21 protein-coding genes and 1 pseudogene are annotated in these 21,758 nt (G+C 74.9%); 11 read left to right on the forward strand and 11 right to left on the reverse strand.

The window, feature by feature from the left end; genetic code table 11:
* Positions 1-8: 8 nt before the first annotated feature.
* Complete coding sequence (locus OSR43_RS20180) at positions 9-1,043, reverse strand: glutathione S-transferase family protein (protein WP_302268597.1); 1,035 nt, start codon at positions 1,041-1,043, stop codon at positions 9-11.
* Positions 1,044-1,105: 62 nt separating this feature from the next.
* On the opposite strand from OSR43_RS20180, the gene OSR43_RS20185 reads away from it, so the two are divergent.
* Positions 1,106-2,074: a M15 family metallopeptidase gene (locus OSR43_RS20185; protein WP_302268599.1), complete on the forward strand. Its 969-nt coding sequence runs from the start codon at positions 1,106-1,108 to the stop codon at positions 2,072-2,074.
* A gap of 57 nt (positions 2,075-2,131) precedes the next feature.
* Here OSR43_RS20185 and OSR43_RS20190 read toward each other — a convergent pair whose 3' ends face one another.
* Positions 2,132-3,817, reverse strand: coding sequence for a ribonuclease J (locus OSR43_RS20190; protein ID WP_302271735.1), 1,686 nt, complete (start codon positions 3,815-3,817; stop codon positions 2,132-2,134).
* Between the two features lie 111 nt (positions 3,818-3,928).
* Between OSR43_RS20190 and OSR43_RS20195 the strand changes: the two genes are divergently transcribed.
* Positions 3,929-4,630, forward strand: a complete 702-nt coding sequence (locus OSR43_RS20195; protein WP_302271763.1) for a hypothetical protein — start codon at positions 3,929-3,931, stop codon at positions 4,628-4,630.
* A gap of 39 nt (positions 4,631-4,669) precedes the next feature.
* Here OSR43_RS20195 and OSR43_RS21335 read toward each other — a convergent pair.
* The 4 genes and pseudogenes from OSR43_RS21335 to OSR43_RS20215 all read right to left on the reverse strand — a co-directional run.
* Positions 4,670-5,071, reverse strand: a pseudogene (locus OSR43_RS21335) (alpha-E domain-containing protein); the annotation flags it as partial.
* On the reverse strand, positions 5,068-6,321 hold the full coding sequence (locus tag OSR43_RS20205; protein WP_367891504.1) for a circularly permuted type 2 ATP-grasp protein: 1,254 nt from the start codon (positions 6,319-6,321) through the stop codon (positions 5,068-5,070). The gene OSR43_RS20205 and the pseudogene OSR43_RS21335, both read right to left, overlap by 4 nt.
* A 308-nt stretch (positions 6,322-6,629) precedes the next feature.
* Positions 6,630-7,700 (reverse strand): histidinol-phosphate transaminase, encoded by a 1,071-nt coding sequence (gene hisC, locus OSR43_RS20210; protein WP_302268601.1) that lies wholly within the window; start codon positions 7,698-7,700, stop codon positions 6,630-6,632.
* A gap of 214 nt (positions 7,701-7,914) precedes the next feature.
* Positions 7,915-8,466 (reverse strand): VanZ family protein, encoded by a 552-nt coding sequence (locus OSR43_RS20215; RefSeq protein WP_302268602.1) that lies wholly within the window; start codon positions 8,464-8,466, stop codon positions 7,915-7,917.
* A 110-nt stretch (positions 8,467-8,576) separates the two neighbouring features.
* Between OSR43_RS20215 and OSR43_RS20220 the strand changes: the two genes are divergently transcribed.
* Positions 8,577-8,705 carry a hypothetical protein gene (locus tag OSR43_RS20220; protein ID WP_302268603.1) on the forward strand — a complete coding sequence of 43 codons (129 nt, stop codon included), beginning with the start codon at positions 8,577-8,579 and terminating at the stop codon, positions 8,703-8,705.
* A 29-nt stretch (positions 8,706-8,734) separates the two neighbouring features.
* Here OSR43_RS20220 and OSR43_RS20225 read toward each other — a convergent pair whose 3' ends face one another.
* Positions 8,735-9,625 carry a dimethylarginine dimethylaminohydrolase family protein gene (locus OSR43_RS20225; RefSeq protein WP_302268604.1) on the reverse strand — a complete coding sequence of 297 codons (891 nt, stop codon included), beginning with the start codon at positions 9,623-9,625 and terminating at the stop codon, positions 8,735-8,737.
* A gap of 115 nt (positions 9,626-9,740) precedes the next feature.
* Here OSR43_RS20225 and OSR43_RS20230 point away from each other — a divergent pair, with 115 nt between their 5' ends.
* The 4 genes from OSR43_RS20230 to OSR43_RS20245 are packed head-to-tail and all read left to right on the forward strand — an operon-like array spanning position 9,741 to position 12,260.
* Complete coding sequence (locus OSR43_RS20230; protein WP_302268605.1) at positions 9,741-10,415, forward strand: GntR family transcriptional regulator; 675 nt, start codon at positions 9,741-9,743, stop codon at positions 10,413-10,415.
* A 49-nt stretch (positions 10,416-10,464) separates the two neighbouring features.
* The gene (locus tag OSR43_RS20235; protein WP_302268607.1) at positions 10,465-10,857 is read left to right on the forward strand and encodes a phage holin family protein; all 393 of its coding nucleotides are present in this window, start codon (positions 10,465-10,467) and stop codon (positions 10,855-10,857) included.
* Positions 10,854-11,363 (forward strand): low molecular weight protein-tyrosine-phosphatase, encoded by a 510-nt coding sequence (locus OSR43_RS20240; protein WP_302268608.1) that lies wholly within the window; start codon positions 10,854-10,856, stop codon positions 11,361-11,363. Before OSR43_RS20235 ends, OSR43_RS20240 begins: the two co-directional genes overlap by 4 nt.
* A gap of 24 nt (positions 11,364-11,387) precedes the next feature.
* A complete protein-coding gene (locus OSR43_RS20245) occupies positions 11,388-12,260 on the forward strand; it encodes a fructosamine kinase family protein (protein ID WP_302268609.1) in 873 nt (290 codons plus the stop codon).
* 13 nt (positions 12,261-12,273) lie between these two features.
* On the opposite strand, the gene OSR43_RS20250 is transcribed toward OSR43_RS20245, so the two are convergent.
* Positions 12,274-14,610 (reverse strand): sorbosone dehydrogenase family protein, encoded by a 2,337-nt coding sequence (locus OSR43_RS20250; RefSeq protein ID WP_302268610.1) that lies wholly within the window; start codon positions 14,608-14,610, stop codon positions 12,274-12,276.
* A gap of 133 nt (positions 14,611-14,743) precedes the next feature.
* Between OSR43_RS20250 and OSR43_RS20255 the strand changes: the two genes are divergently transcribed.
* The 4 genes from OSR43_RS20255 to OSR43_RS20270 are packed head-to-tail and all read left to right on the forward strand — an operon-like array spanning position 14,744 to position 18,286.
* The gene (locus OSR43_RS20255; RefSeq protein ID WP_302268611.1) at positions 14,744-15,442 is read left to right on the forward strand and encodes a response regulator transcription factor; all 699 of its coding nucleotides are present in this window, start codon (positions 14,744-14,746) and stop codon (positions 15,440-15,442) included.
* Positions 15,439-16,845, forward strand: a complete 1,407-nt coding sequence (locus tag OSR43_RS20260; RefSeq protein ID WP_302268613.1) for a HAMP domain-containing sensor histidine kinase — start codon at positions 15,439-15,441, stop codon at positions 16,843-16,845. Before OSR43_RS20255 ends, OSR43_RS20260 begins: the two co-directional genes overlap by 4 nt.
* Entirely contained in the window at positions 16,842-17,417 is a 576-nt protein-coding gene (locus OSR43_RS20265) for a DUF3558 family protein (RefSeq protein WP_302268615.1), read from the forward strand. The genes OSR43_RS20260 and OSR43_RS20265 overlap by 4 nt, the downstream gene beginning before the upstream one ends.
* A gap of 20 nt (positions 17,418-17,437) precedes the next feature.
* Positions 17,438-18,286, forward strand: coding sequence for a thioesterase family protein (locus OSR43_RS20270; RefSeq protein WP_302268617.1), 849 nt, complete (start codon positions 17,438-17,440; stop codon positions 18,284-18,286).
* 3 nt (positions 18,287-18,289) lie between these two features.
* On the opposite strand, the gene zwf is transcribed toward OSR43_RS20270, so the two are convergent.
* Genes zwf through OSR43_RS20285 form a run of 3 tightly spaced genes read right to left on the reverse strand, consistent with a single transcriptional unit; the run spans position 18,290 to position 21,758 of the window.
* Positions 18,290-19,741 (reverse strand): glucose-6-phosphate dehydrogenase, encoded by a 1,452-nt coding sequence (gene zwf / locus OSR43_RS20275; RefSeq protein ID WP_302268619.1) that lies wholly within the window; start codon positions 19,739-19,741, stop codon positions 18,290-18,292.
* Positions 19,742-19,755: 14 nt separating this feature from the next.
* The gene (locus OSR43_RS20280) at positions 19,756-21,117 is read right to left on the reverse strand and encodes an anthranilate synthase component I family protein (RefSeq protein WP_302268620.1); all 1,362 of its coding nucleotides are present in this window, start codon (positions 21,115-21,117) and stop codon (positions 19,756-19,758) included.
* Positions 21,114-21,758 (reverse strand): aminodeoxychorismate/anthranilate synthase component II, encoded by a 645-nt coding sequence (locus tag OSR43_RS20285; protein ID WP_302268621.1) that lies wholly within the window; start codon positions 21,756-21,758, stop codon positions 21,114-21,116. Before OSR43_RS20285 ends, OSR43_RS20280 begins: the two co-directional genes overlap by 4 nt.

A 21,758-nucleotide genomic window follows, 5' to 3' on the forward strand; every position in this document is an offset into this window, starting at 1 on the left:
GCGCCGGGTCACCAGGGGCGGATCGGCTCCCCGCCGAGCGCCTCGCGGCCGTGGGGGGTCAGCCAGACGGCCGGGTCGGGCCCCTTCGGCACGACGCCCGTGGGGTTGATGTCGGTGTGGACGACGTAGTAGTGCGCCTTGATCTGGTCGAAGTCGATCGTCTCGCCGAACCCGGGCATCTGGAACAGGTCGCGGGCGTAGGCCCACAGGACCGGCATCTCGGTGAGCTTGTTGCGGTTGCACTTGAAGTGACCGTGGTAGACGGCGTCGAAGCGGGCGAGCGTCGTGAACAGCCGGACGTCGGCCTCGGTGACGGTGTCGCCCATGAGGAAGCGCCGGTCCGCGAGGCGCTCCTCGAGCCAGTCCATCGCCGTCCAGAGCCGGTCGTAGGCGTCGTCGTACGCCTCCTGGGAGCCGGCGAACCCGCAGCGGTAGACGCCGTTGTTGACCTCGGTGAAGATCCGCTTCATCACGGCCTCCATCTCCTCGCGGACGTCGTCCGGCCAGAGGTCGGGGGCGCCGGGGCGGTGGTGGTCCCGCCACTCGAAGTAGAGGTCGTGGGTGATCCACGGGAAGTCGTTCGTGACGACCTGCCCGGTCGCCACCTCGACCACCGCGGGCACCGTGATCCCCTTGGCGTAGTCGGGGAAGCGCGCGAGGTAGGCGTCCTGCAGCCGCTCGATGCCGAGCACGGGGTCCACGCCGCCGGGGTCGAGGTCGAAGGTCCAGCTGCGCTTGTCGTGGGTCGGCCCGGGCAGGCCGAGCGAGATGACGTCCTCCAGGCCCAGCAGCCGCCGCACGATGATCGAGCGGTTGGCCCAGGGGCAGGCCTTGGCGGCGACGAGGCGGTACCGCCCGGGCTCCACCGGCCACAGCGAGCCCGCGACGGGTCCGTGCTCGGGCGTGCGCGGTGCGCCGTCGACGACCCGGGTGATCCGGTCGGGGATGTAGGACATGTCCCGGTCGAAGGCCTTGCCCTTCTCGGTGTACGTCGGCTTGCCGTCGTTCGCGGCCGAGCTGTCCGAGCTGTCCTGGGGCGCCATGCACCCAGCCTAGGTGAACCCTCAACGACTCCTCGCCCGGCCGCCGCGGGTACGGTCGGCGCGTGCTGCGTCCGCGTCCCGCCGGCCCGTTCGCCGGCCTGCTCGCCGCCGCGGCGCTCACCGCCGGCTGCGGCACGTCCCCGGACGCCGCACCCCGGCCCGACCCGCGGCACGAGACGCGCGTCGAGCGGACGCCCACGCCGTCGGCGGGCCCTCGGAGCAGCACCCCGCCGGAGCAGGAGACGGAGCAGGAGACGGAGCCGGCCCCGGAGCCGGACCCGGACCCGGAGCCGGACCCGGAGCCGGAGCCGGGCACCGTGCCGCCGCCCTGGCTGGGGACGCGCGTGCTGCCCGAGACCGCGACGGGGTACGGCGCGGTGCGCCCCACGCCGCGGGTGCTGCGCGAGCGGCGGTTCACGCTGCCCGACGCGGTCCCGGCGCTGCCGGGCGACGGCTACGCCTCCCGGGTGGTCAACCCGCCGCCGGCCGACGTGCTGGCCCGCTCGACCTGGGAGCCGGCCTGCCCGGTGGCGGCCGAGGACCTGGCCTGGCTGCGGGTCGCCTTCCGCGGATTCGAGGGCGACCGGCACACCGGCGAGCTGCTGGTCGCTGCGGACGCCGCCGACGACCTGGCCGGGGTCTTCGGCGACCTGTGGCGGGCCGGCTTTCCGCTCGAGCAGCTGACGATCACGCCGCGGTCGGCGCTGGACGCGCCGCCCACCGGCGACGGCAACGGCACCGGGGCGTTCGTGTGCCGGCCGGTCACCGGCGGCACGTCGTACTCCGAGCACGCCTACGGTCGGGCCGTCGACGTGAACCCGTTCCAGAACCCCTACCTGCGCGACCTGCCGGCGGGCCGGGTGGTGCTGCCCGAGCTGGCCTCGGCCTACCTCGACCGCGACGACGTCCGGCCCGGGATGGTCACCCCCGACGGCCCGGTGGTCCGCGCCTTCGCCCGGATCGGCTGGGCGTGGGGCGGGGACTACCGGTCGCTGAAGGACTACCAGCACTTCAGCGCGACCGGCGGCTGAGACGGGCGTTGAGGCCGGGACCGGGCCCCGGCCTCAGACCCGGCCTCGGGCCCGGCCTCAGGCGTCGATGACCAGCGGGATGATCAGCGGGCTGCGGCGGAAGGTGCGGTGCGCCCAGCGGCCGACCTCCCGGCTGAGCAGCTGCTCGAGCTGCTGGGGGTCGCCGATGCCCTCGGCGGCCGCGCGGGCCAGCGTCTTCTCGATCACCTGGACGGCCGGGTCGAAGGCCTTCGGCTCGTGGACGAAGCCGCGGACCGAGAAGTCCGGCGGGTCGGCCAGCCCGCCGGTGTCGGCGTCGACGATGACCAGCACCGTCACCACGCCCTCCTCGGCGAGGGTCCGGCGGTCCTTCAGCGTCGCCTCGGTCGCCCCGCCGACGGTCTGCGCGTCGACGTACACGTTGCCCGCGCGGACCTTGCCGACGACCTTCGCGTGCCCCTTGACCAGGTCGACGACGACACCGTCCTCGGCGAGCACCACGTGGTCCTCGGGGACCCCGGTGTCGATCGCCAGGGAGGCGTTGGCCTTGAGGTGGCGCCACTCGCCGTGCACCGGCATCACGTTGCGCGGCTTGACGATGTTGTAGCAGTAGACGAGCTCACCGGCGCTGGCGTGGCCCGACACGTGCACCTTCGCGTTGCCCTTGTGCACGACGTTCGCGCCCCAGCGGCTGAGGTTGTTGATCAGCCCCGAGATCGCGGTCTCGTTGCCCGGCACGGCGGAGCTGGCCATCAGGATGGTGTCGCCCTCGCCGACGCGGATCTTGTGGTCGCGGTTCGCCATCCGGGCGAGCGCTGCCATCGGCTCGCCCTGCGAGCCGGTGCAGATCAGCGTCGCCTTGTGCGCGGGCAGCCGCTCGAGCTGGTCGAGCGGCACGATCAGGCCCTGGGGCACCTTGAGGTAGCCGAGGTCCTGGGCGATCCCCATGTTGCGGACCATGGAGCGGCCGACGAAGGCGACCTTGCGCCCGTGCGCGTGCGAGGTGTCGAGCACCTGCTGGATGCGGTGCACGTGGCTCGCGAAGCTGGACACGATGATCCGGCGCGGCGCGGTGCGGAAGACCTGCTCGATGGCCGGCGCGAGGTCGCGCTCGGACATGGTGAAGCCGGGGACCTCGGCGTTGGTGGAGTCGGTGAGGAACAGGTCCACGCCCTCCTCGCCGAGCCGGGCGAAGCCGCGCAGGTCGGTGATCCGGCGGTCCAGCGGGAACTGGTCCATCTTGAAGTCGCCGGTGTGCAGCACCAGGCCGGCCTTCGTGCGGATCGCCACCGCGAGCCCGTCGGGGATCGAGTGGTTGACGGCGAGGAACTCCAGGTCGAACGGGCCGAACGGCGACCGGTCGCCCTCGGCGACCTCGCGCAGGTCCGGGACGATCCGGTGCTCCTTGAGCTTCTCCCGGATCAGCGCCAGCGTCAGCCGCGACCCGATGACGGGGATGTCGGCGCGCTCGCGCAGGAGGTACGGCACCCCGCCGATGTGGTCCTCGTGGCCGTGGGTGAGCACGATGCCGACCACCGAGTCCAGGCGGTCCCGGATCCAGCTGAAGTCGGGCAGGATCACGTCGATGCCCGGCTGGTGCTCCTCGGGGAAGAGCACGCCGCAGTCGACGACGAGCAGCTTCCCGCGGTGCTCGAAGACGGTCATGTTCCGGCCGATCTCGCCGAGCCCCCCGAGACCGACGACGCGGAGGCCGTCCTGGGGCAGCCGGGGTGGCTTCTGGAGCTCGGGGTGCGGGTGGCTCACGGTGTGCGTCCGTTCGGTGGCGTGTCGTGCGCCGAGGGCCGGCGCGTGAGGCAGGGTCCCATGATCGCAGCCTCCCGGCCGCTGGGGGACGGTGCGGGTACCGTCCCGCGGGTGCCGAGCCCCTGGAGCCCCCTCGCGCAGGGCCTGCGCCTGCTGGTCGCGCTGGCCTGGGTGGCCGTCCTCGCCGCCGCGTTCGTGGTCGGGGAGCGCCAGTCCACGCTCGGCGAGCTCCGGGAGGCCGTGGCCACCGGCGACGTGCACGAGGTGGCGATGACCGAGGGGATCGGCCCGGAGGGACGCGGCTTCGCCGTGGTCACCGTCCACTGGCGCGAGGGCCTCGCGAACCGGACGACCGACGTGGTCGAGGCCCGGCCGCGCCGCAAGGCGCCGCAGCAGCGCGGCGAGCACGTCACCGGTGTCGTCACCGGCGAGCTCGCCACCCGCCTGAGGGCGATCGACCCCGACCTCGAGGTCCACCGCGCCGACCGCCCGTCGACGGAGGCCACGGTGCTGGGCTACCGCCTGCCCGGGTGGGCCGCGCTGCTGCCGCTCGTGGCGGGGCTCGGCACGCTCCTGCTGCTCATCGGCTCGCCCGAGCCGTGGCGGGCCACCCGGTGGGCCTGGTTCTGGCTGATGTTCCTCGCCACGCCGGTCGGCGTGACGGCGTACCTGCTGCTGGCCGGGCCGACGCCGGGCGTGCCGGAGCCGCGCCCCGGCGCCCGCCGCCTGCACGGTGGCAGGGCGGTCGCCTGGGGGCTCGTGGCGCTGGTCGGCACCTCGGTCCTGGCCTCGGCCGTGGGCGGCGCCCTCTAGCGCGTCGAGCGCCCGGCCGGCCGACTCCGCGACCTGGTGGCTGTGCGTCGATCCCTCCAGCGCCGCAGCGGCCCGGTCGGCCGCGCCGAGGGTGCGCCACACGTCGGGCGAGAGCTGGTCGCGGACGGCGGCCGCGGCCTCGCGGAGACCGGCCAGCGCCTGCGCCACCGAGCCGGGCCGGCCGGCGTCGAGCAGCAGCGAGCGGAAGTCGGCGTCGAGGTCGCCCTCGCTGCTCCCGGCGAGCCGGTGGACGGCGTCCATGACCACCGCCAGGACCGCGCCGCCCGCCGACCGCGGGCGGGTGCGGAAGTCCTCGGCCAGCGCGTGCGCGACGAGCACCAGCCGCAGCATCGCCTCCGCCCGCTCGGCGTACCGCCCGAGCCAGTGCATGTCCTCCAGCACCCGCGGCACGGTCACCGTCAGCGCCCGCGAGCTGGTCATCGGCAGCACCTCGGCGAGCCCCTGGTCCGGCTCCTCGGGCGACCCCTTGAGCACCCACACGTCCTTGCTCGCCCCGCCGCCCCCGCCGCCGTCCCCGCCGCCGGTGAACGGGTGCTCGTCGTGGACGGTCGCGAGGCCCCCGACGAACGGGCGGTAGGCCGAGCCGTAGCGGAGCACGAACGTCCGCAGGGTGAGCGGCCTCGGCGTGGTCGCGCCGACGGCGCCGGGCCGGGCGCCGGGCCGGTACGCCGGGGCGTGCGAGAGCGGCAGCCGCTCCTGGCCCACGTACCGGTGCGGCTCGGCGAGGATCCGCCGGCGCAGCCCGGCCGCCCCCTGGCGGATCGGCGCGGCCGGCCCGTCGAGGGTGCGCACCCCAGCTCCCCGACCCGGTCCAGCACGTGCTCGAGCGAGTCGGGGTCCCCGCACCACCACGTCGGCACCGAGGCCAGCCGCAGCGGCTCGCCGAGCAGCGCCTGGCAGGCCGCCGGCAGGTGGGGCAGCAGGGCGGGGTTCTCGAGCACGCCGGCACCGAGCCCGTTGACGACCCGGACCCGCCCGCGGCGTACCGCCTCGGTGAGCCCGGCGACCCCCAGCCGGGAGTCGCCGCGCAGCTCCAGCGGGTCGCTCCACGCCGCGTCGACCCGGCGCAGCACGACGTCGACGCGCTCCAGCCGGCCGCTGGCGCGCAGGTGCACCCAGCCGTCGCGGACCACGAGGTCGCTGCCGCGGACCAGCGGGAAGCCGAGCGCGGAGGCGAGGAAGGCCTGGTCGTACGCCGAGCCCGAGCAGGTGCCGGGCGACAGCACGACCACCCGCGGGTCGGCGAGGTCGTCGTCGGCCGACTGCAGGAGCGCGGACCGGAGCGCCCACAGGTAGGGCTCGACGCGGTGCGGGCCGGCCTCGCGGTAGAGCTCCGGCACGACCCTCGAGACCGCCCGGCGGTTCTCCATCGCGTGCCCCAGCCCGGACGGCGCCTGCGCCCGGTCACCGAGGACCCGCCACTCGCCGGCGGCGTCGCGGCCGAGGTCGACGCCGCACAGCACGAGCGGGCGCGGGTCGGTGGCCGAGCGGCGGGCGACCGGCCGCACGAAGCCGGCGTGGCCGAGCACCGCCGCGGCGGGCAGCACCCCCTCGGCGAGCAGCCGCTGCTCGCCGTACAGGTCCTGCAGCAGGGCGTTGAGCAGCTCCGCGCGCTGGGCCAGGCCGACCTCCAGCGGGGTCCACTGCGCGGCGTCGAGCACGAGCGGCACGGGGTCGAGCCGCCACCCGCCCGGCCTGCCGGGCCCGCCGGCGCGCGGCGAGGTGACGCCGTCGTTCGCCAGCAGCCGGGCGATGCCGCGGTCGACGCGGTGCAGGTCGGCCGGGGTCAGGCCGACGGCGACCTCGGCGAGCCCCTTCAGGCCGGGCGCAGCGAGCCGTCCGGGCCGACGACCTCGTCGTAGCCGCCACCGGGGCCCCCGCCCTCGAGCAGCGCCGGCCGGGCGACGGCGGCGGCGTAGTCGCGCAGGACGGTCACGGCGCCAAGTCTGACGGAGCCCGGCGCCGACCGCGGCCGGAGTCAGCGGGCGAAGGACTCCGCGAGCCGCAGCAGCCGGTCGTTGGCCTCGGTCTCGCCGATCGACACCCGGGCGCCCTCGCCCGCGAACGGCCGGACCACGATGCCGAGGTCGTCGGCCGCCACCGCGAAGTCGGCCGTCCGCCCGCCGAGCCCGAACCAGACGAAGTTGCCCTGGGCGTCCGGCACGTCCCACCCGCGCTCGCGCAGGCCCTCGACCACGCGGGTCCGCTCGGCCACGAGCGCGTCGACCCGTTCGAGCAGCTCCGCGCGCCGCTCCAGGCTTGCGATCGCCGCGACCTGCGCGACGGTGGAGACCCCGAAGGGCAGCGACACCGCCCGCAGCGCCGCCGCGACCGGCGCGGGCGCCACGGCGTACCCCACGCGGAAGCCGGCGAGCCCGTAGGCCTTGGAAAACGTGCGGGTCAGCACGACGTTGTCGTGGCGGCGGTACGTCGCGATGCCGTCGACCGGGTCGTCGGTGCGCACGAACTCCACGTAGGCCTCGTCCACGACGACCAGCACGTGTGCCGGCACCCGGGCGAGGAACGCGTCCAGCTCGGCCTGGGTCACCGCCGGCCCGGTCGGGTTGTTGGGCGTGCAGACCAGGACGACCCTGGTCCGGTCGGTGATCGCCGCGACCATCGCGTCGAGGTCGTGGCGACCGTCGGGCAGCAGCGGCACCCGCACCGCCGTGGCCGCCGCCGCGGTGACCGCGATCGGGTAGGCCTCGAAGGAGCGCCAGGCGAAGACCACCTCGTCGCCGGCGTCGCAGAAGGCCTGCACCAGCTGGTAGATCAGCCCCACCGACCCCGTCGCCACCGACAGGTGGTCGGCGGGCACGTCGAAGGTCTCCGCCAGCTTGGCGTAGAGCGCCGCCGACCCCATGTCGGGGTAGCGGTTCATCGCCCCCACGGCCACCTGGACCGCCTCGACGACGCCGGGCAGCGGCGGGTAGGGGTTCTCGTTGCTGGAGAGCTTGTAGGACACCATCCCGGGCCGCACCGTCGGCGGCCGCCCGGCGACGTACGGCGGGATGTCGGCGACGTTCGGGCGGGGCTGCGGCGTGCTCACGCGCCCAGGCTAGGCCGCTGCCGGCCGGGGGTGGGCCCGGGTCGGCCGGGGCCGGCGGGCGACGCTGCTGCCGCCGCACGAATCGTTCAATTGAACGATTCGTGCGGGCCCGGAGCCGGTGGGAGCGCTTCCAGGCCGTCGCAACCGCGCAATTGAACGATTGAGGCGGGAGGAGACCCGGCCGGGAGGAGCGGGCCCGGGCAGGCGGTGCCGGCTAGCGCGAGCGCCAGGGGCGCAGGACCAGCGCGAGGAGCAGCCCGATGCCGACGCCGATGGCGGCGCCGAGGACGTTGTCGACGACGTCGGTGACGTCGCAGGCGCGGTCGAGGCGGGCGAGGACGAGCTGGGTGACCTCGATGCCGACGGAGTACGCCGTGAGCAGGGCCAGCCCGATCGGCACGGCGAGGAACGCGCCGCGGGTGCGGCGGGCGGCCGCGAGCACGAGCAGGGCGCCGGAGGGGATGAACACGACCGTGTTGAGCAGCCGCTGGCCGCCGGAGAAGATCCAGAACCCGTCCGGGGCGGGCCCGCCGATGTCCCACGAGCAGGTGTCGAGCCGGCCCTCGGCGGGGACCACCCCCGGCGCACCGTTCGCGGGGATCAGCGTGATGAACCCGATGACGGTCAGCGACCACACGAAGGCCGCCAGCGAGCCCGAGGTCAGCGCGCCGAGCCGGCCCCGCAGCGCGAGGTGGAGCAGCAGGCAGACCGCTCCGGAGAGCACGATGCCGAGGAGCATGACGCCCACGCCGCCGATGGGGAACACGCCCCGGACGTTAGCCGGACCCCGACGACCGGACACGCCGTACCACCCGATCGGACCATCTGCACCCAAGAACGGGCGTCCCGCCTCCGGTCGGTCCCTATGGTGCTCGGGTGCTGATCGTCCGCAACCTCGGCCTGGGCCTGCTCGTCACGGCCCTCACCGTGCTCTCGTTCGGTCACGCCGCGCCCGAGCAGGGGGCGACGGTCACCACGACCTGCGCCAGCGACGACTGCCGCTGACGCCGTCGCCGACGCCCACCGCGCGGCGCTCAGGCCGGCAGCAGCACCTCGCCGCCCGGGACGACCGCGAGGTCGCGACCCAGGGCGATGTCGACCGGGTTGGTCAGGCAGCGGATCGAGCCGCCGCCCTTGTGGAACTCCGAGACGTCGACGAGCACGACCTCGAAGCCCCACTCCTCCAGCTGCGCGCGGACGCGGTCGGGGCAGGCCGGCATCACGACGGTCCGGCCGACGACCACCGAGTTGGCGCAGAACGTCGTGAGCGCCTCCTCCTCGGTCAGCACCAGCGGCTCGGGGACGAGCTCGAAGAGCGCGGCCGCCGAGGCGTCGTCCAGCGCGGACGGGCAGACCAGCGCCCGGCGGTCGTCGAGGGGGCAGAAGGCCAGGTCGAGGTGGTACATCCCGGGGTGGGTGATCCGCAGGCCGCGCACCCGCACGCCGAGCTCGGTGGCCAGGTGCTTGAGCGCCAGCTCCTCGGTGCGCGGGCCATGGCCGACGACCAGGTCGCCGCGGAAGGCGAACGCGTCGCCCGCCTCGAGGTGGGCACCCACGCCGTCCCGGCCGACGTACGACGTGGTGGCGCCGGTGCCGGCGAACCACGGCTGCGCCGACAGCGTCTCCATCCGGCGCTCGGCGTAGCGCATGTGCGACATGACCACGTGCCGCGAGCCGTCCTGGCGGACCAGGCCGAGGCCGAGGTTCATCGCGTAGACCATGTCCGGCGCGTCCGGGCGCTGCGGCAGCACGTCGACCGTGCCGCCGAGCCCCTCGATCGCGCCGACCATCGCCTGCCACTGGGCCAGCGCCAGCGCGGGGTCGGGCTGGTCGGCGACGTCCATGAAGGGGTTGATGGCGTACTCGATGCGGAAGTGCGACGGCTCCACCGCGACGTACCGACGGCCCCACTGCAGCTGCTCCACGAGCACACCTCCCGCTCCTCGTCCTCCGACGATTGTCAGACAATCTGACAACGCGGAGTGTGGGGCACGACGGGCTCCCCGCACAACTCGGCGCGCGTGGTGGATGATGGAGCCCATGTCCGAGCCGTTCGGCACGCTGAGCCTCGATCACTCCTCGACCGTCGACCGCGTGGCCGAGGAGCTGCGGCGGGCGGTGTTCGACGGCGAGCTCGCGAGCGGCACCGCCCTGCGGGAGGTCGCCCTCGCGGCCTCGCTCGGTGTCTCGCGGCCGACGGTCCGGGAGGCGCTCACCCTGCTGGTGGCCGAGGGACTGGCCACCCGCGAGCCGCACCGGGGCGTCAGCGTGACCACGCCCGACCCGGACTCGGTGCGCGACGTGTGCCGCGCCCGCGCGGTCCTCGAGGGCGCCGGCGTCCACCGCTGGGGGGAGGCCGGCCAGCCCGCCCGGGACCTGGTCCGCACGACGCTGGTCGCCTACACCTCGGCCGTCGCCGACGGCGGCTCCTACCAGCTCCTCAACGAGCGGCACCTCGCCTTCCACGTCTCGCTGGTCGGCCTGACCGGGTCCCCGCGGCTGGTGCACATGGCCGAGCTCCTGGTCACCGAGCTGAAGCTGGCGCTCGCCCAGGTCGACCGCATCCGCCGCAACGCCCACGACCAGGCCGACTCCCACCGGGCGCTGCTGGACCTGCTCGAGGCGGGGGACATCCCGGGCGCCTCGGCCTTCCTCGACCGCCACCTCGCCGACGCCGAGGTGGCGATCATCGAGGCGCTGGGCATCGAGCGCTGACCCGGCAGGGGCTCAGCCCCGCCTCAGGCCCGGCTGCCAGGATGGCGGCGTGCGCTTCCTCTCCTGGCTCCTGACCAACGCGGTCGCGCTGGCGACGGCGGCCTGGCTGGTCGACGGGGTCCGGTTCACCGGCCCCTCGAGCGGCACCGCCGAGCTCGAGCACAAGTGGGCGTCCCTGCTGCTGGTCGCGCTCATCCTCGGCGTGGTCACCTCGGTGGTGAAGCCGGTGCTCACCCTGCTGTCGATCCCGTTCATCATCGTCACCCTCGGGCTGTTCCTGCTGGTCATCAATGCCGCGATGCTCGCGCTCACCGGCTGGCTGGCCGAGCAGCTCGACCTCGGCTTCCGGGTCGACGGGTTCTGGCCGGCCGTCCTCGGTGCGATCGTCATCACCCTGATGACGTGGGTCGTCGACCGCCTGGTCGGGGAGGACCGCCGATGAGCAACGCCCACACCCTGCTGCCCCAGCCCCGCCTGCCCGGCCGCTACGCGATCGCGCTGGTCTGCCTGGGCAACATCTGCCGCTCGCCGATGGCCGACGTCGTGCTCGTCCAGCGCCTCGACGACGCCGGGCTGTCCGGCCTGGTCCAGGTCCGCAGCTCCGGCACCGGCGACTGGCACGTCGGCAACCCGATGGACGACCGGGCCGCGGCGACCCTCACCGCCGCGGGGTACGACGCGACCCGGCACCGCGCCCGGCAGTTCGCGCGCAGCTGGCTCGACGAGCTGGACCTGGTGCTGGTGATGGACGGCGCGAACCTCGACGACGTCGGCGGGCGCAGCGAGCGGGTCATGCTCTTCGGCGAGTTCGACCCCGTCACCCCCGGCACCGAGGTGCCGGACCCGTACTACGGTGGCCCGGACGGCTTCGAGGAGGTGCTGCAGATGGTCGAGCGAACGTCGGTCGCGATCACCGCGGCCCTGCAGCGGCTGATGGACCGCCCGTGACCCGCCAGCGGACGCTGGGCTGAGATGGCCCGCCAGCCACTGGTCGCCCGTCGCGCCGAGGAGCTCCTCGGCGCCGCCGTGGTGGCCACGGCCCCGGTGGCCGGCGGCGACACCGCCACCGCCACCAAGCTGCGGCTCAGCGACGGCACCACCGCGCTGATGAAGACGCTCGCGCACGCGCCGGCCGACTTCTTCGAGGTCGAGGCCCGAGGACTGCGCTGGCTGGGCGCGGTCGAGGGCGGGGCCCGCGTGCCGGACGTGCTGGCCGTGGACGCCGAGTGCCTCGTGGTGCGCTGGGTCGAACCGGGCAAGCAGACGGCCGAGGCGGCCGCGGACCTCGGCCGGGCGCTGGCCGCCACCCACGCCGCCGGCGCCGCGGCGTACGGGGCGGGACCGGACGGCGAGCACCGCGACGGCTACATCGCCCGCCTCCCCCTGCCGAACCGGGCCGCCCCCACCTGGGCGGAGTTCTTCGCCGTCCGCCGGGTGCTGCCCTACCTCAAGCTCGCCCGCGACCGGGGCGCCGTCACCCCCGAGCAGGCCGCGAGCGTCGAGTCGGTGGTCGGCCGGCTGCCCACCCTGGTGCCCGAGGAGGGCCCGGCCCGGCTGCACGGCGACCTGTGGAACGGCAACGTCGTCTGGGGCGGCGACGGCGTCCACCTGGTCGACCCCGCCGCCCACGGCGGCCACCGCGAGACCGACCTGGCGATGCTGTCGCTGTTCGGGCTGCCGCACCTGCCCAAGGCGCTCGAGGCGTACGTCGACGCCGCCCCGCTCGCGGACGGCTGGGAGGACCGGCTGGCGCTGCACCAGCTCTTCCCGCTGCTCGTGCACGCCTGCATGTTCGGCGGCGGGTACGGCGCGCGCGCCGCGGCCGCGGCCGCCCGCTACCGCTGACCCCGCCCCTCGGTCACCGCCGGCGGTAGACGGCCGTGAGGGTGCGCGTCCGACCGGGCGCCACCAGGGTGTGGGACCGCGACCCGCCGTCGGACCACCGCGCGAACGCGTACGCCGCCCGGCCGCGCCGCTGCCTGCGCGGCGCGGTGAGGGTGATCCGGGAGCCGACGATGAAGGTGCCCGTCCAGGTGCGCCGGTGCCTGACGCCGGCCACCGACAGGGGCAGTCCGCCCGGCCGGGTCCGGAACCGCAGCCGCACCGTCCGCGGCTCCAGCCGATAGGACTCGGTGGTGCTCAGGCCCCGGGCGTCCGTGGCGGTGACCGACACCAGGAGGTACGACGGGTGCTCGTGGTCGGGCCCCCGGACGGTCGTGCCGTCGGCCACCGCGGTCTGCAGCGGGTGGGTGTGGCAGGTGTCGTTCGGGCAGTGGGCGAGCGCGACCGACCAGGTGACCGTGGTGTCGGTCCCGTCGGGGTCGACCGCGGTCGCGGAGAGGTCGATCGCCTCGCCGACCGACCAGCGCAGGTCCCGGGCCGGGGAGGCGATGCTGACCACCGGCGGGCCGGCGTCGCCCGGGTGCAGGACCAGCGCCGCCTCGTCCTCGCCACCGCCGCCGTCGGCCACCCGGACCCGCACCGTCACGTCGTCGGTGCCGGTGACGGTCGTCCGCACCAGGGGCCCCTGGGCGTCGTCGAACCCGCCGTCGCCGTCGAGGTCCCAGCGGTAGGTCAGGTCGTCGCCCTCGGCGTCGGTCGAGCCGGAGGCGTCGAGGACCGCCTCGAGCGGCGTCGGGCCCCAGGTCGGGGTGCGGGGGACCAGGCGCGCGACCGGTGCGCGGTTGCCGGCGACGTACCGGATCCGGCGCAGCGAGCCCGCGCCCGCCGAGGGGTAGCCCTGCTCGTCGACGCCGAGGCTGAGGTAGTACAGGTCCCCCTCGGGGCCGGTGAGCAGGTCCACGGGGCTGGCGGCGCCCTGGAGGAACGGCCGCACCCTTCGCGGGTCGGGCGACCCGTCGGCCTTCTTGCCCATCACCCACACGCACTGGCGGGAGTAGTCGGAGAAGAAGAGCGCCCCGCGGTACGCCGCCGGGTAGGACCGGCTGGCGCCGAACTGCAGCCCGGAGATCGAGGCCGACCCGGTCGGGCAGGTCTCGCCCGCGAGCGCCCCGGTCCGGGGGTAGGCGAAGAACGGCTCGCTCGCCGTGCGCGCCTTGTACAGCGACTCGCACAGCGGCAGGTCGAGCGGGTCGAAGCCCGCGTTGCGGTCCGGGCCCTCGTAGCAGGGCCAGCCGAAGTTCTCCGGCTGCCGGCCGCCGGGGCGGAACCGGTCGATCTCCTCCCAGCCGCCCTGCCCGACGTCGCCGACGTACACCTCCGGGTCGGCGCCGGTGCCGGGGCGGAACGCGAACCGGAACGGGTTGCGCATGCCGTACGCCACGATCCGACGCTCGTTCGCGCTGTCCCGGCCGGCGAGCGGGTTGCCGGGCACGCCCTCGGCGGTGTCGAGGTCGATGCGCACGACGGTGCCGGACAGGCCGGTCGGGTCGCCGCCGGCGCGGACGTCCTGGGCGCGCAGCGAGCCGCCCTCGCGCGCCGGGTCGTCGCAGGCGTTGCCGCCGGGCCAGAACGGCGCGCCGAGCTGGCCGTGGTCGACCTCGAGGTAGTGCGCGCCCTCGCCGCCGCTGGCCCACAGGTCGCCGTCGGGGCCGACGTGCAGCGAGCCGGTGGCGTGCGAGGGGTACTGCATGCACCAGTCCTCGAGCATGACCTCCGGCTCGCCGGCCGCCCGCCAGCCGCCGGGCACCTCGGCCAGGGCCAGCCGCACGAGGCGGCCGCTGGCCAGGCAGCCCATGTCCTCGGCGCCCGGTCCGCCGTCCTCGGGGTCGGGGCACTCGTCGTACGGCACGCCGGGGACGCCCCACTGCGGCGTCGGCAGGTCGCTGCCGAGGATGTGGTCGTAGGCGTGGAGCAGGTAGAGGTACGGCCGCGCCGGGAAGCCGGGGTCGAGGGCCAGGCCGAGCATCCCGCGGTCGTAGAGGTTGTGGGTCTCGGTGCTGAGGTCGACGACCTCGACCGGCTCCGCCTCCGGCGTGGCCCAGACCTGGACGACGCCGCTCTTGGAGGCCACGAAGATCTCGCCGTCCGGCCCGAAGTCGACCGCCGTCGGCTCGTCGAGCCCGCCGAGCACGACCTCCTCCTGGAACCGGTCGGGCAGCACCGGCTCCGCGTGCCGCTCGACCCGCGGCGCCGCGCGCCGCTCCGCCGAGGGCGCCGCCGCCCCGGGCGCCGTCACCCCCAGCACGGCGAGCACGGACGAGACGAGCGCGAGCACGAGACCGCGATGCAGCATGGAGACCCCCCAAGGTCGTCCGCAGCCTAGGGAGCGATCGCGCCCGTGTCCCGGCTTCCGGTCCTCTGCCCGGGTTCCCGCCCGGGTGCCCGGCTCTCAGCGCCGGCTCAGGACCTGCTGGCACCATGGCGGGGTGCCACCGACCGCCAAGCCCCGCGTGCTCGTCGTCGACGACGACCGGGCCGTGCGGGAGTCGCTGCGGCGGTCGCTGGAGTTCAACGGGTACGACGTGCACCTGGCCACCGACGGCGCCGAGGCGCTGGCCGCGATCGGCCGGGCGGCGCCGGACGTGGTCGTGATGGACGTGATGATGCCGCGGCTCGACGGGATCGAGGCGACCCGCGCGCTGCGCGCGGCCGGGAACGACGTACCCGTCCTGGTCCTCACCGCCCGCGACGCCGTCGGCGACCGCGTCGAGGGGCTGGACGCGGGGGCCGACGACTACCTGACCAAGCCGTTCGCGCTCGCCGAGCTGCTCGCCCGCCTCCGCGCGCTCCTGCGCCGGGTCGTGCCGGCCGACGACGCCGCCGACGAGGTGCTGTCATTCGCCGACCTCTCGATGGACGTCGCCACCCGCGAGGTCCGCCGCGGCGAACGCCTCATCGAGCTGACCCGGACCGAGTTCACGCTGCTCGAGATGTTCCTGCGGCGGCCGCGTCGCGTCCTGGAGCGCTCGTTCATCCTCGAGGAGGTCTGGGGCTACGACTTCCCGACCACCGCGAACTCCCTCGAGGTCTACGTCGGCTACTTGCGGCGCAAGACCGAGGCCGAGGGCGAGCCCCGCCTGATCCACACGGTCCGCGGCGTCGGCTACGTGCTGAAGGAAGCATGAGGGCCCTGCGCCACCCCTCCCTGGCGGGCCGCGTCACGCTGCTGACCACGATCGCGGTGGGGTTGTCCGTGGCGTTCGTGGCGCTGGGCGCCTTCATGACGGTCCGCGTGCAGATGCAGTCCACGCTGGACAACTCGCTGCTGGACCGGGCGCAGGCCGCCGCCCGCACCCAGGCGCTGTCGAGCCTCAGCACCAGGCTGGAGATCCCGTCGTGGGCGCTGGGCGCCGGTGACATCCGGGTGGCGTTCGTCTACCCCGACGGGTCGGTGCTCACCCAGGACAAGGGGCCGCGCCTCTACATCGGCGAGCCCGAGCTGGCGGTCGCCCACGGCGAGCGGAAGTGGAACATCCGCACGATCGTCGCCGGCGACACCCGCTACCGCGTGGCGACGGTCCCCGCGAACACCGACGGCGAGGCGCTGGTCGTCGCCCAGTCGCTCGAGCCCCAGCAGCAGGTCCTGGCCCGCCTCGGCGTGGTGATGCTGCTCTTCGGCCTGCTCGGCGTCGTCGCGGCGGGGATGGCCGGGTGGGCGGTGGCGACCAACGGCCTGCGGCCGGTGCGGCGGCTGACCACCGAGGTCGAGGCCATCGCGCGCACCGAGGACCTGACGCCCATCCAGGTGGAGGGCAAGGAGGACGACGAGGTCGCCCGCCTCGCCTCGGCGTTCAACGAGATGCTCACCGCGCTCGCCGCGTCCCGCGACCGGCAGCGCCAGCTGGTCGCCGACGCCGGCCACGAGCTGCGCACCCCGCTCACCTCGCTGCGCACCAACATCGAGCTGCTCACCCAGGCCGACGGCCCGGGGGCGATGACCCTCCCCGAGGACGCCCGCGCCGAGCTCCTCGACGACGTCCGTGCCCAGATCGAGGAGCTCAGCACCCTCGTCGGGGACCTGGTCGAGCTGTCCCGCGACGACCGAGCCGACCACCTGGTCGCCCCGGTCGACCTCGCCGAGGTCGTCGACCAGGCCCTGGCACGGGTACGCCGCCGGGCACCCGGCCTGGCCTTCGACGTCGCGGCCGAGCCGTTCGAGCTGGTCGGCGACGCGGCCGCGCTGGAGCGCGCCGTCACCAACCTGCTCGACAACGCCGCCAAGTGGAGCCCGCCCGGCGGCACCGTCACCGTCCGGCTCGCCGACGGCGTCCTCTCCGTGGACGACGAGGGACCCGGCATCTCCGAGGAGGACCGACCGCACGTGTTCGACCGCTTCTGGCGCGCCGAGGAGTCCCGGGGCATGCCCGGGTCCGGGCTCGGCCTCTCCATCGTCCGCCAGGTCGCCGACCGCCACGCCGGGCGGCTGGAGGTCACCACGTCGCCCGCCGGCGGGGCGCGGCTCGTCCTGGCCCTGCCCGCCGAGGCCCCGGCGTCCCCGGCGCCCTCGACCACCGGGAGCCGGGCATGAGCCGCCGACCCGTCGCCGGGCCCCTGCTGCCCCTGCTGGTCCTGGCGCTCGCCGCCGCCGGGTGCTCCTCCGACGAGCCCGCGGAGTCGTCGGCCTCGCCCCACGGCGGCAGCACGGCGACGTCCGGCGCGTCCGCCGACCCGCCCTCGTGGAACCCGTGCGACGACCTCACCCCCGCCGAGGTCGGTCGGCTGCTCGGCGAGGAGGTGACCGAGGAGACCGGAGACCCCGGCGCGATGCGCTGCACCTACGTGCCGGTCGCCGAGGGCGGGCCGACGCTGGACCTGAACTACCTGTGGTTCGACGGGTCCTTCGAGGACGCGTGGGACACCATCGGCGAGGTCGCCGGTGACGTGCAGGACCTCGACCTGCCCAGCGCCGACGCCGCGCGCACCGTCACCCAGGTCACCGACGACGCCGTCGCGGTCACCGGGTTCGTCCAGACGCGCGGCCTGATCGAGTCGGTCAACGCCATCGCGCTCGACCCCGCCGACCGCACGCGCCTGGTCCGCGCCACCCGCGGCGTCCTCGCGCGCCTCTCCGAGCGGGCTCCGGAGCGCGCGGCCGACTGACCGCCTGCCAGGATGCCGCCATGGAGCTGGCGTTCTTCACGACCGACGACGGTGGCGCGAGCCTCCTCGCCACCGACCTCGCGGTCAGCAGCTGGGGCAAGGACCACCTGCACGGCGTGGCCGTGAGCGGCGCGATGGCCCGCGCGCTGGAGCGGCGGGTCGAGGAGGAGGGACGCACCGACCTGCGGCCGGCGCGCTACACCGTCGACCTGTTCCGCCCCGCCACCCGGCAGCCGCTGACCTTCGCCACCGACGTCGTGCGCGCCGGCCCGCGGCTCGCGCTCGTCGACGTCGTCGCGCTGCAGGACGGCGTGCCGGTCGCCCGCGCCAGCGGGCTGTTCCTCAAGCCGACGGCCGACACGGAGGGCGAGGTGTGGATGCCGGACGTGCACCCCTCTCCCCCGCCGGAGGACGTCGCGCCGCCGACGACCGAGCCCCACGTGCCGTTCCTGCACAGCGACGCCGGCTGGTCCCAGGACTTCCGGGCGCACCAGAACGCCTCGCGCAAGACGTCGTGGAACAGCGCGGTCCCGGTCGTCGCCGGTGAGCGGGCCACGCCGTTCCAGGCCGTCGCCGCGATCGCCGACGGCGCCAGCCTCGTGACCAACTGGGGCACGCGGGGCGTGGAGCACATCAACACCGACATCACCCTGACCCTGGTCCGCCGCCCCGCCGGCACCGAGATCGGGCTGCACGCCATCGACCGGCTGGAGCAGGAGGGCATCGCGGTCGGCACCGCGACCGTCTTCGACCGCGAGGGCGCGCTGGGCACCATCGTGCTGGCCTCGCTCGCCAACGCCCGCCGCGCCGTCGACCTCGGCAAGGAGCAGTGGGAGGACGACGGGCGGCGTACGACGTCGGGCGCCTGACCCTCAGGCGTTGGCGCCGTCCGGGGACGGCATCCGCCAGGTGCGCTCGAACGGCAGCCGCCACGCGTGCGGCGCGACGAGCTGGTGGATCGCGTTCGGACCCCACGTGCCGGGCTGGTAGGTGCGCACCGGCGGCGGCATCTCCAGCAGCGCCGAGGACTTCTCCCACAGCGTCTCGATGCCCTCGGCGGTCGTGAACAGCGTGTGGTCGCCGCGCATCGCGTCGTGGATGAGCCGCTCGTACGCCGCCAGCACGCCGGTCGAGGACGACGTCTCGTGGGTGGCGAACTGCATCGAGAGCTTCTCCAGCTTCATGCCCGGACCGGGCTTCTTGCCGTAGAACGACAGCGACATCCGCGACTGGTCGGCGAGGTCGAAGGTCAGGTGGTCGGGGCCCTGCATGCCCGCCTGCGAGCCGGCCGGGAACATCGACAGCGGCGGCTCCTTGAACGCGATCGAGATGATCCGCGCACTCTCGGCCATCTTCTTGCCGGTGCGCAGGTAGATCGGCACGCCGGCCCACCGCCAGTTGTCGATCTCGACCTTGAGCGCGATGAAGGTCTCGGTGTCGGAGTCGTCGGCCACCTCCTCCTTGCCGCGGTAGCCGGCGTACTGCCCGCGCACCACGTCGTGGGGGTCGATCGGCTTCATCGAGCGGAAGACCTTGTTCTTCTCGTCGCTGATCGGGTCCGGCTCCAGCGACGTCGGCGGCTCCATCGCCATGAACGCCAGCACCTGCATCAGGTGGGTGACGACCATGTCGCGGTAGGCGCCGGTCGACTCGTAGAACTTGGTGCGGCCCTCGAGGCCGAGTGTCTCGGGCACGTCGATCTGCACGTGGTCGATGAAGTTGCGGTTCCAGATCGGCTCGAAGAGGCCGTTGGCGAACCGGAAGGCGAGGATGTTCTGCGCCGCCTCCTTGCCCAGGAAGTGGTCGATGCGGAAGATCTGGTGCTCGTCGAAGACCTCGTGCAGCTCGGCGTTGAGGTTGACCGCCGACTCCAGGTCGGTGCCGAACGGCTTCTCCATGACGATCCGCGACCGCTCGACCAGGCCCGCCTTGTCCAGCTGGTGCACCACGTCGAGGGCCGCCTTGGGCGGCACGCTGAGGTAGTGCAGCCGGCGCTTGCGCTCGTCGGGCCCGGGCAGGGTGTCCTCGGCGCGCGCGACCTCGTCGGCCAGCGCCTGCGGGCCGGCGGACTGCGGCAGGTAGCTGAGCAGGTTCCCGAACGGCGCCCAGCGGGCGTCGTCGATGGTGCCCTCGCCGAACTCCTCGCAGGCGTCGCGCGCGAAGGTCTCGAAGTGGGTCGAGTCGACGTCCTCCAGGGACGTCCCCACGATGCGGGTGTCGGTGAGCAGGCCCGCCTCGAACAGGTGCAGCAGACCCGGCAGCAGCTTGCGGCGGGACAGGTCGCCTGTCGCGCCGAACAGCACGATGACGTGCGGCTTGGCCATGCTCTCGACGGTAGTCACGCGGTGTTACCTCCTGGTGTCGCGAAGACGGCGAGCAGGCGCTCGGCCTTCCATCCTGCCTCGGCGTGCTCCGACGCCGCGTCGGAGTGGACGGTGATGCCGCCACCGGTACCCAGCTCCCACCGGCCCTGACCCGTGGTGACCAGGCTGCGGATCACCACCCCCAGGTCGGCGCGCCCGTCGGCGGCGACCCAGCCGAACGCACCGGCGTACACGCCCCGCGCGCTCGACTCGACCTCGTCGACGACCTCCATGGTGCGCCGCTTGGGCGCCCCGGTCATCGAGCCGGCGGGGAACAGCGCCCGCAGCGCGGCCACGGTGGTCACCTCCGGCCGCAGCCGGCCGCGGACGGTCGAGACGAGCTGGTGCACGCTGGGGTAGGACTCGACGTCCATCAGCACCGGCACCTCGACCGTGCCCGGCTCGCACACCGTCGCCAGGTCGTTGCGCAGCAGGTCGACGACCATGAGGTTCTCGGCGCGGTAGCGCTGCTCGGTGCGCAGCCGCAGCGCCGCCGCCGCGTCCTCGGCCGGCGTCGCCCCGCGCGGCGTCGTCCCCTTGATCGGCCGGGTCTCGAGCGTCCGCCCACCCGTTCCGCGAGCGCCGCGGGTGCCCTCGGTGGTCACCGTGGCGTACCGCTCGGGGCTGCTGGAGAGCAGCCAGGCGCGCGCACCGGGCACGTCGTGCTGGAGGAACCCGGCGTACGGCGCGGGGTTGAGCGCGCGGAGCCGGAGGTACGCCGTCACCGGGTCGAGGTCGCTCGCCACCTGCTCGCGGTGGGTCAGGTTGACCTCGTAGCTGTCCCCGGCGTGCAGCGCCTCCTGCACCCGCTCGAACGCCGCGACGTACCACGGGGGCGCCGCGGGTGGGGACGATTCGTGGGCGGTCGGCCGGCGCGCCGGCGCGACGTCCCCCGTGGACGCGGGACCTCGCGCCTCGTCCGGCCCGGGAGGCGTCCACACGCGGACGTGCGAGGGCCGCATCCACACCGCGTCGGGCAGCCCCACCGCGGGGCGGGCGGGCAGGTCGGGCCGGCAGGCGTAGCCGAGGTAGCCGAACCACTGGTCGTCGGGCCCGCCCGCGGCGAGCTCGGCCTCCAGCGCCGCGAAGACGTCGGCGCTCCCGCTCGCCACCACCTCCGACCGGCCGGCGGCGTGGCGGGTGACGGTGCGGGTGGCGGCGGAGTACGACAACGACACGTCGTCGGGCTCCAGCCAGCCGAGCACCGACCGGCGGCCCGACCAGCCGCGGGCGCCGGCACCGTCGAGCCAGAAGCAGCGCGGGTGCGTGCCGGCGACCTCGCGGAAGGCCTCGAGCACCCCCGGCCCGCCCGCCGGCCCACCGTGGGGGCCGCTCATCCGGCGGCCCCGAGGAACGACGCGACGATCCGCAGCCCGTGCTCGGAGAGCACCGACTCGGGGTGGAACTGCACGCCCTCGAGCGGCAGCGTCCGGTGGCGCACCCCCATGACCGCCCCGTCCTCGGAGCGGGCGGTGACCTCGAGGCAGTCGGGGACGACGGTGGCGGCAAGCGAGTGGTAGCGCACCGCGTCGAAGCCCTGCGGCAGCCCGGCGAGGACGCCACGGCCGTCGTGGGTCACCCGGGACACCACCCCGTGCGCCGGCCGCACCCGCTCGACCCGCCCGCCGTACGTCGTCACCAGGCCCTGCATGCCCAGGCAGACGCCCAGCACCGGGCGGGTGCCCGCGACCAGCACCTCGCGGCCGACCGCGAAGTCGGCCGGCCGGTCGGGGCGGCCGGGACCGGGCGAGAGCACGACGTGCTCGTGCGCGAGGACCTCGTCCGCGGTGACCTCGTCGTGCTGGACCACGAGCGGCAGCGAGCCGGTCACCCGGGCGACGAGGTGGACCAGGCTCCACGTGTAGGAGTCGTGGTGGTCGACGACGACGACGTCCCGGGCGGCGGGCCCGCTCGGGGTCCGGCGGGCCGGCTGCGAGGAGTGGAGGCGAGCCCGATGGGACTGGGGGGCAGCTTCCAC

The organism is Nocardioides sp. Arc9.136 (assembly GCF_030506255.1).
Taxonomy (GTDB): domain Bacteria; phylum Actinomycetota; class Actinomycetes; order Propionibacteriales; family Nocardioidaceae; genus Nocardioides.

Bases quoted from the DNA above. Each gene is read 5' to 3' on its own strand.
- OSR43_RS20265 (WP_302268615.1), top strand. From the start codon at position 16,842: ATGAGCCGCCGACCCGTCGCCGGGCCCCTGCTGCCCCTGCTGGTCCTG.
- OSR43_RS20240 (WP_302268608.1), top strand. From the start codon at position 10,854: ATGAGCAACGCCCACACCCTGCTGCCCCAGCCCCGCCTGCCCGGCCGC.
- OSR43_RS20280 (WP_302268620.1), bottom strand. From the start codon at position 21,117: ATGAGCGGCCCCCACGGTGGGCCGGCGGGCGGGCCGGGGGTGCTCGAG.
- OSR43_RS20250 (WP_302268610.1), bottom strand. From the start codon at position 14,610: ATGCTGCATCGCGGTCTCGTGCTCGCGCTCGTCTCGTCCGTGCTCGCC.
- OSR43_RS20180 (WP_302268597.1), bottom strand. From the start codon at position 1,043: ATGGCGCCCCAGGACAGCTCGGACAGCTCGGCCGCGAACGACGGCAAG.
- OSR43_RS20270 (WP_302268617.1), top strand. From the start codon at position 17,438: ATGGAGCTGGCGTTCTTCACGACCGACGACGGTGGCGCGAGCCTCCTC.
- zwf (WP_302268619.1), bottom strand. From the start codon at position 19,741: ATGGCCAAGCCGCACGTCATCGTGCTGTTCGGCGCGACAGGCGACCTG.
- OSR43_RS20245 (WP_302268609.1), top strand. From the start codon at position 11,388: ATGGCCCGCCAGCCACTGGTCGCCCGTCGCGCCGAGGAGCTCCTCGGC.
- OSR43_RS20230 (WP_302268605.1), top strand. From the start codon at position 9,741: ATGTCCGAGCCGTTCGGCACGCTGAGCCTCGATCACTCCTCGACCGTC.
- OSR43_RS20260 (WP_302268613.1), top strand. From the start codon at position 15,439: ATGAGGGCCCTGCGCCACCCCTCCCTGGCGGGCCGCGTCACGCTGCTG.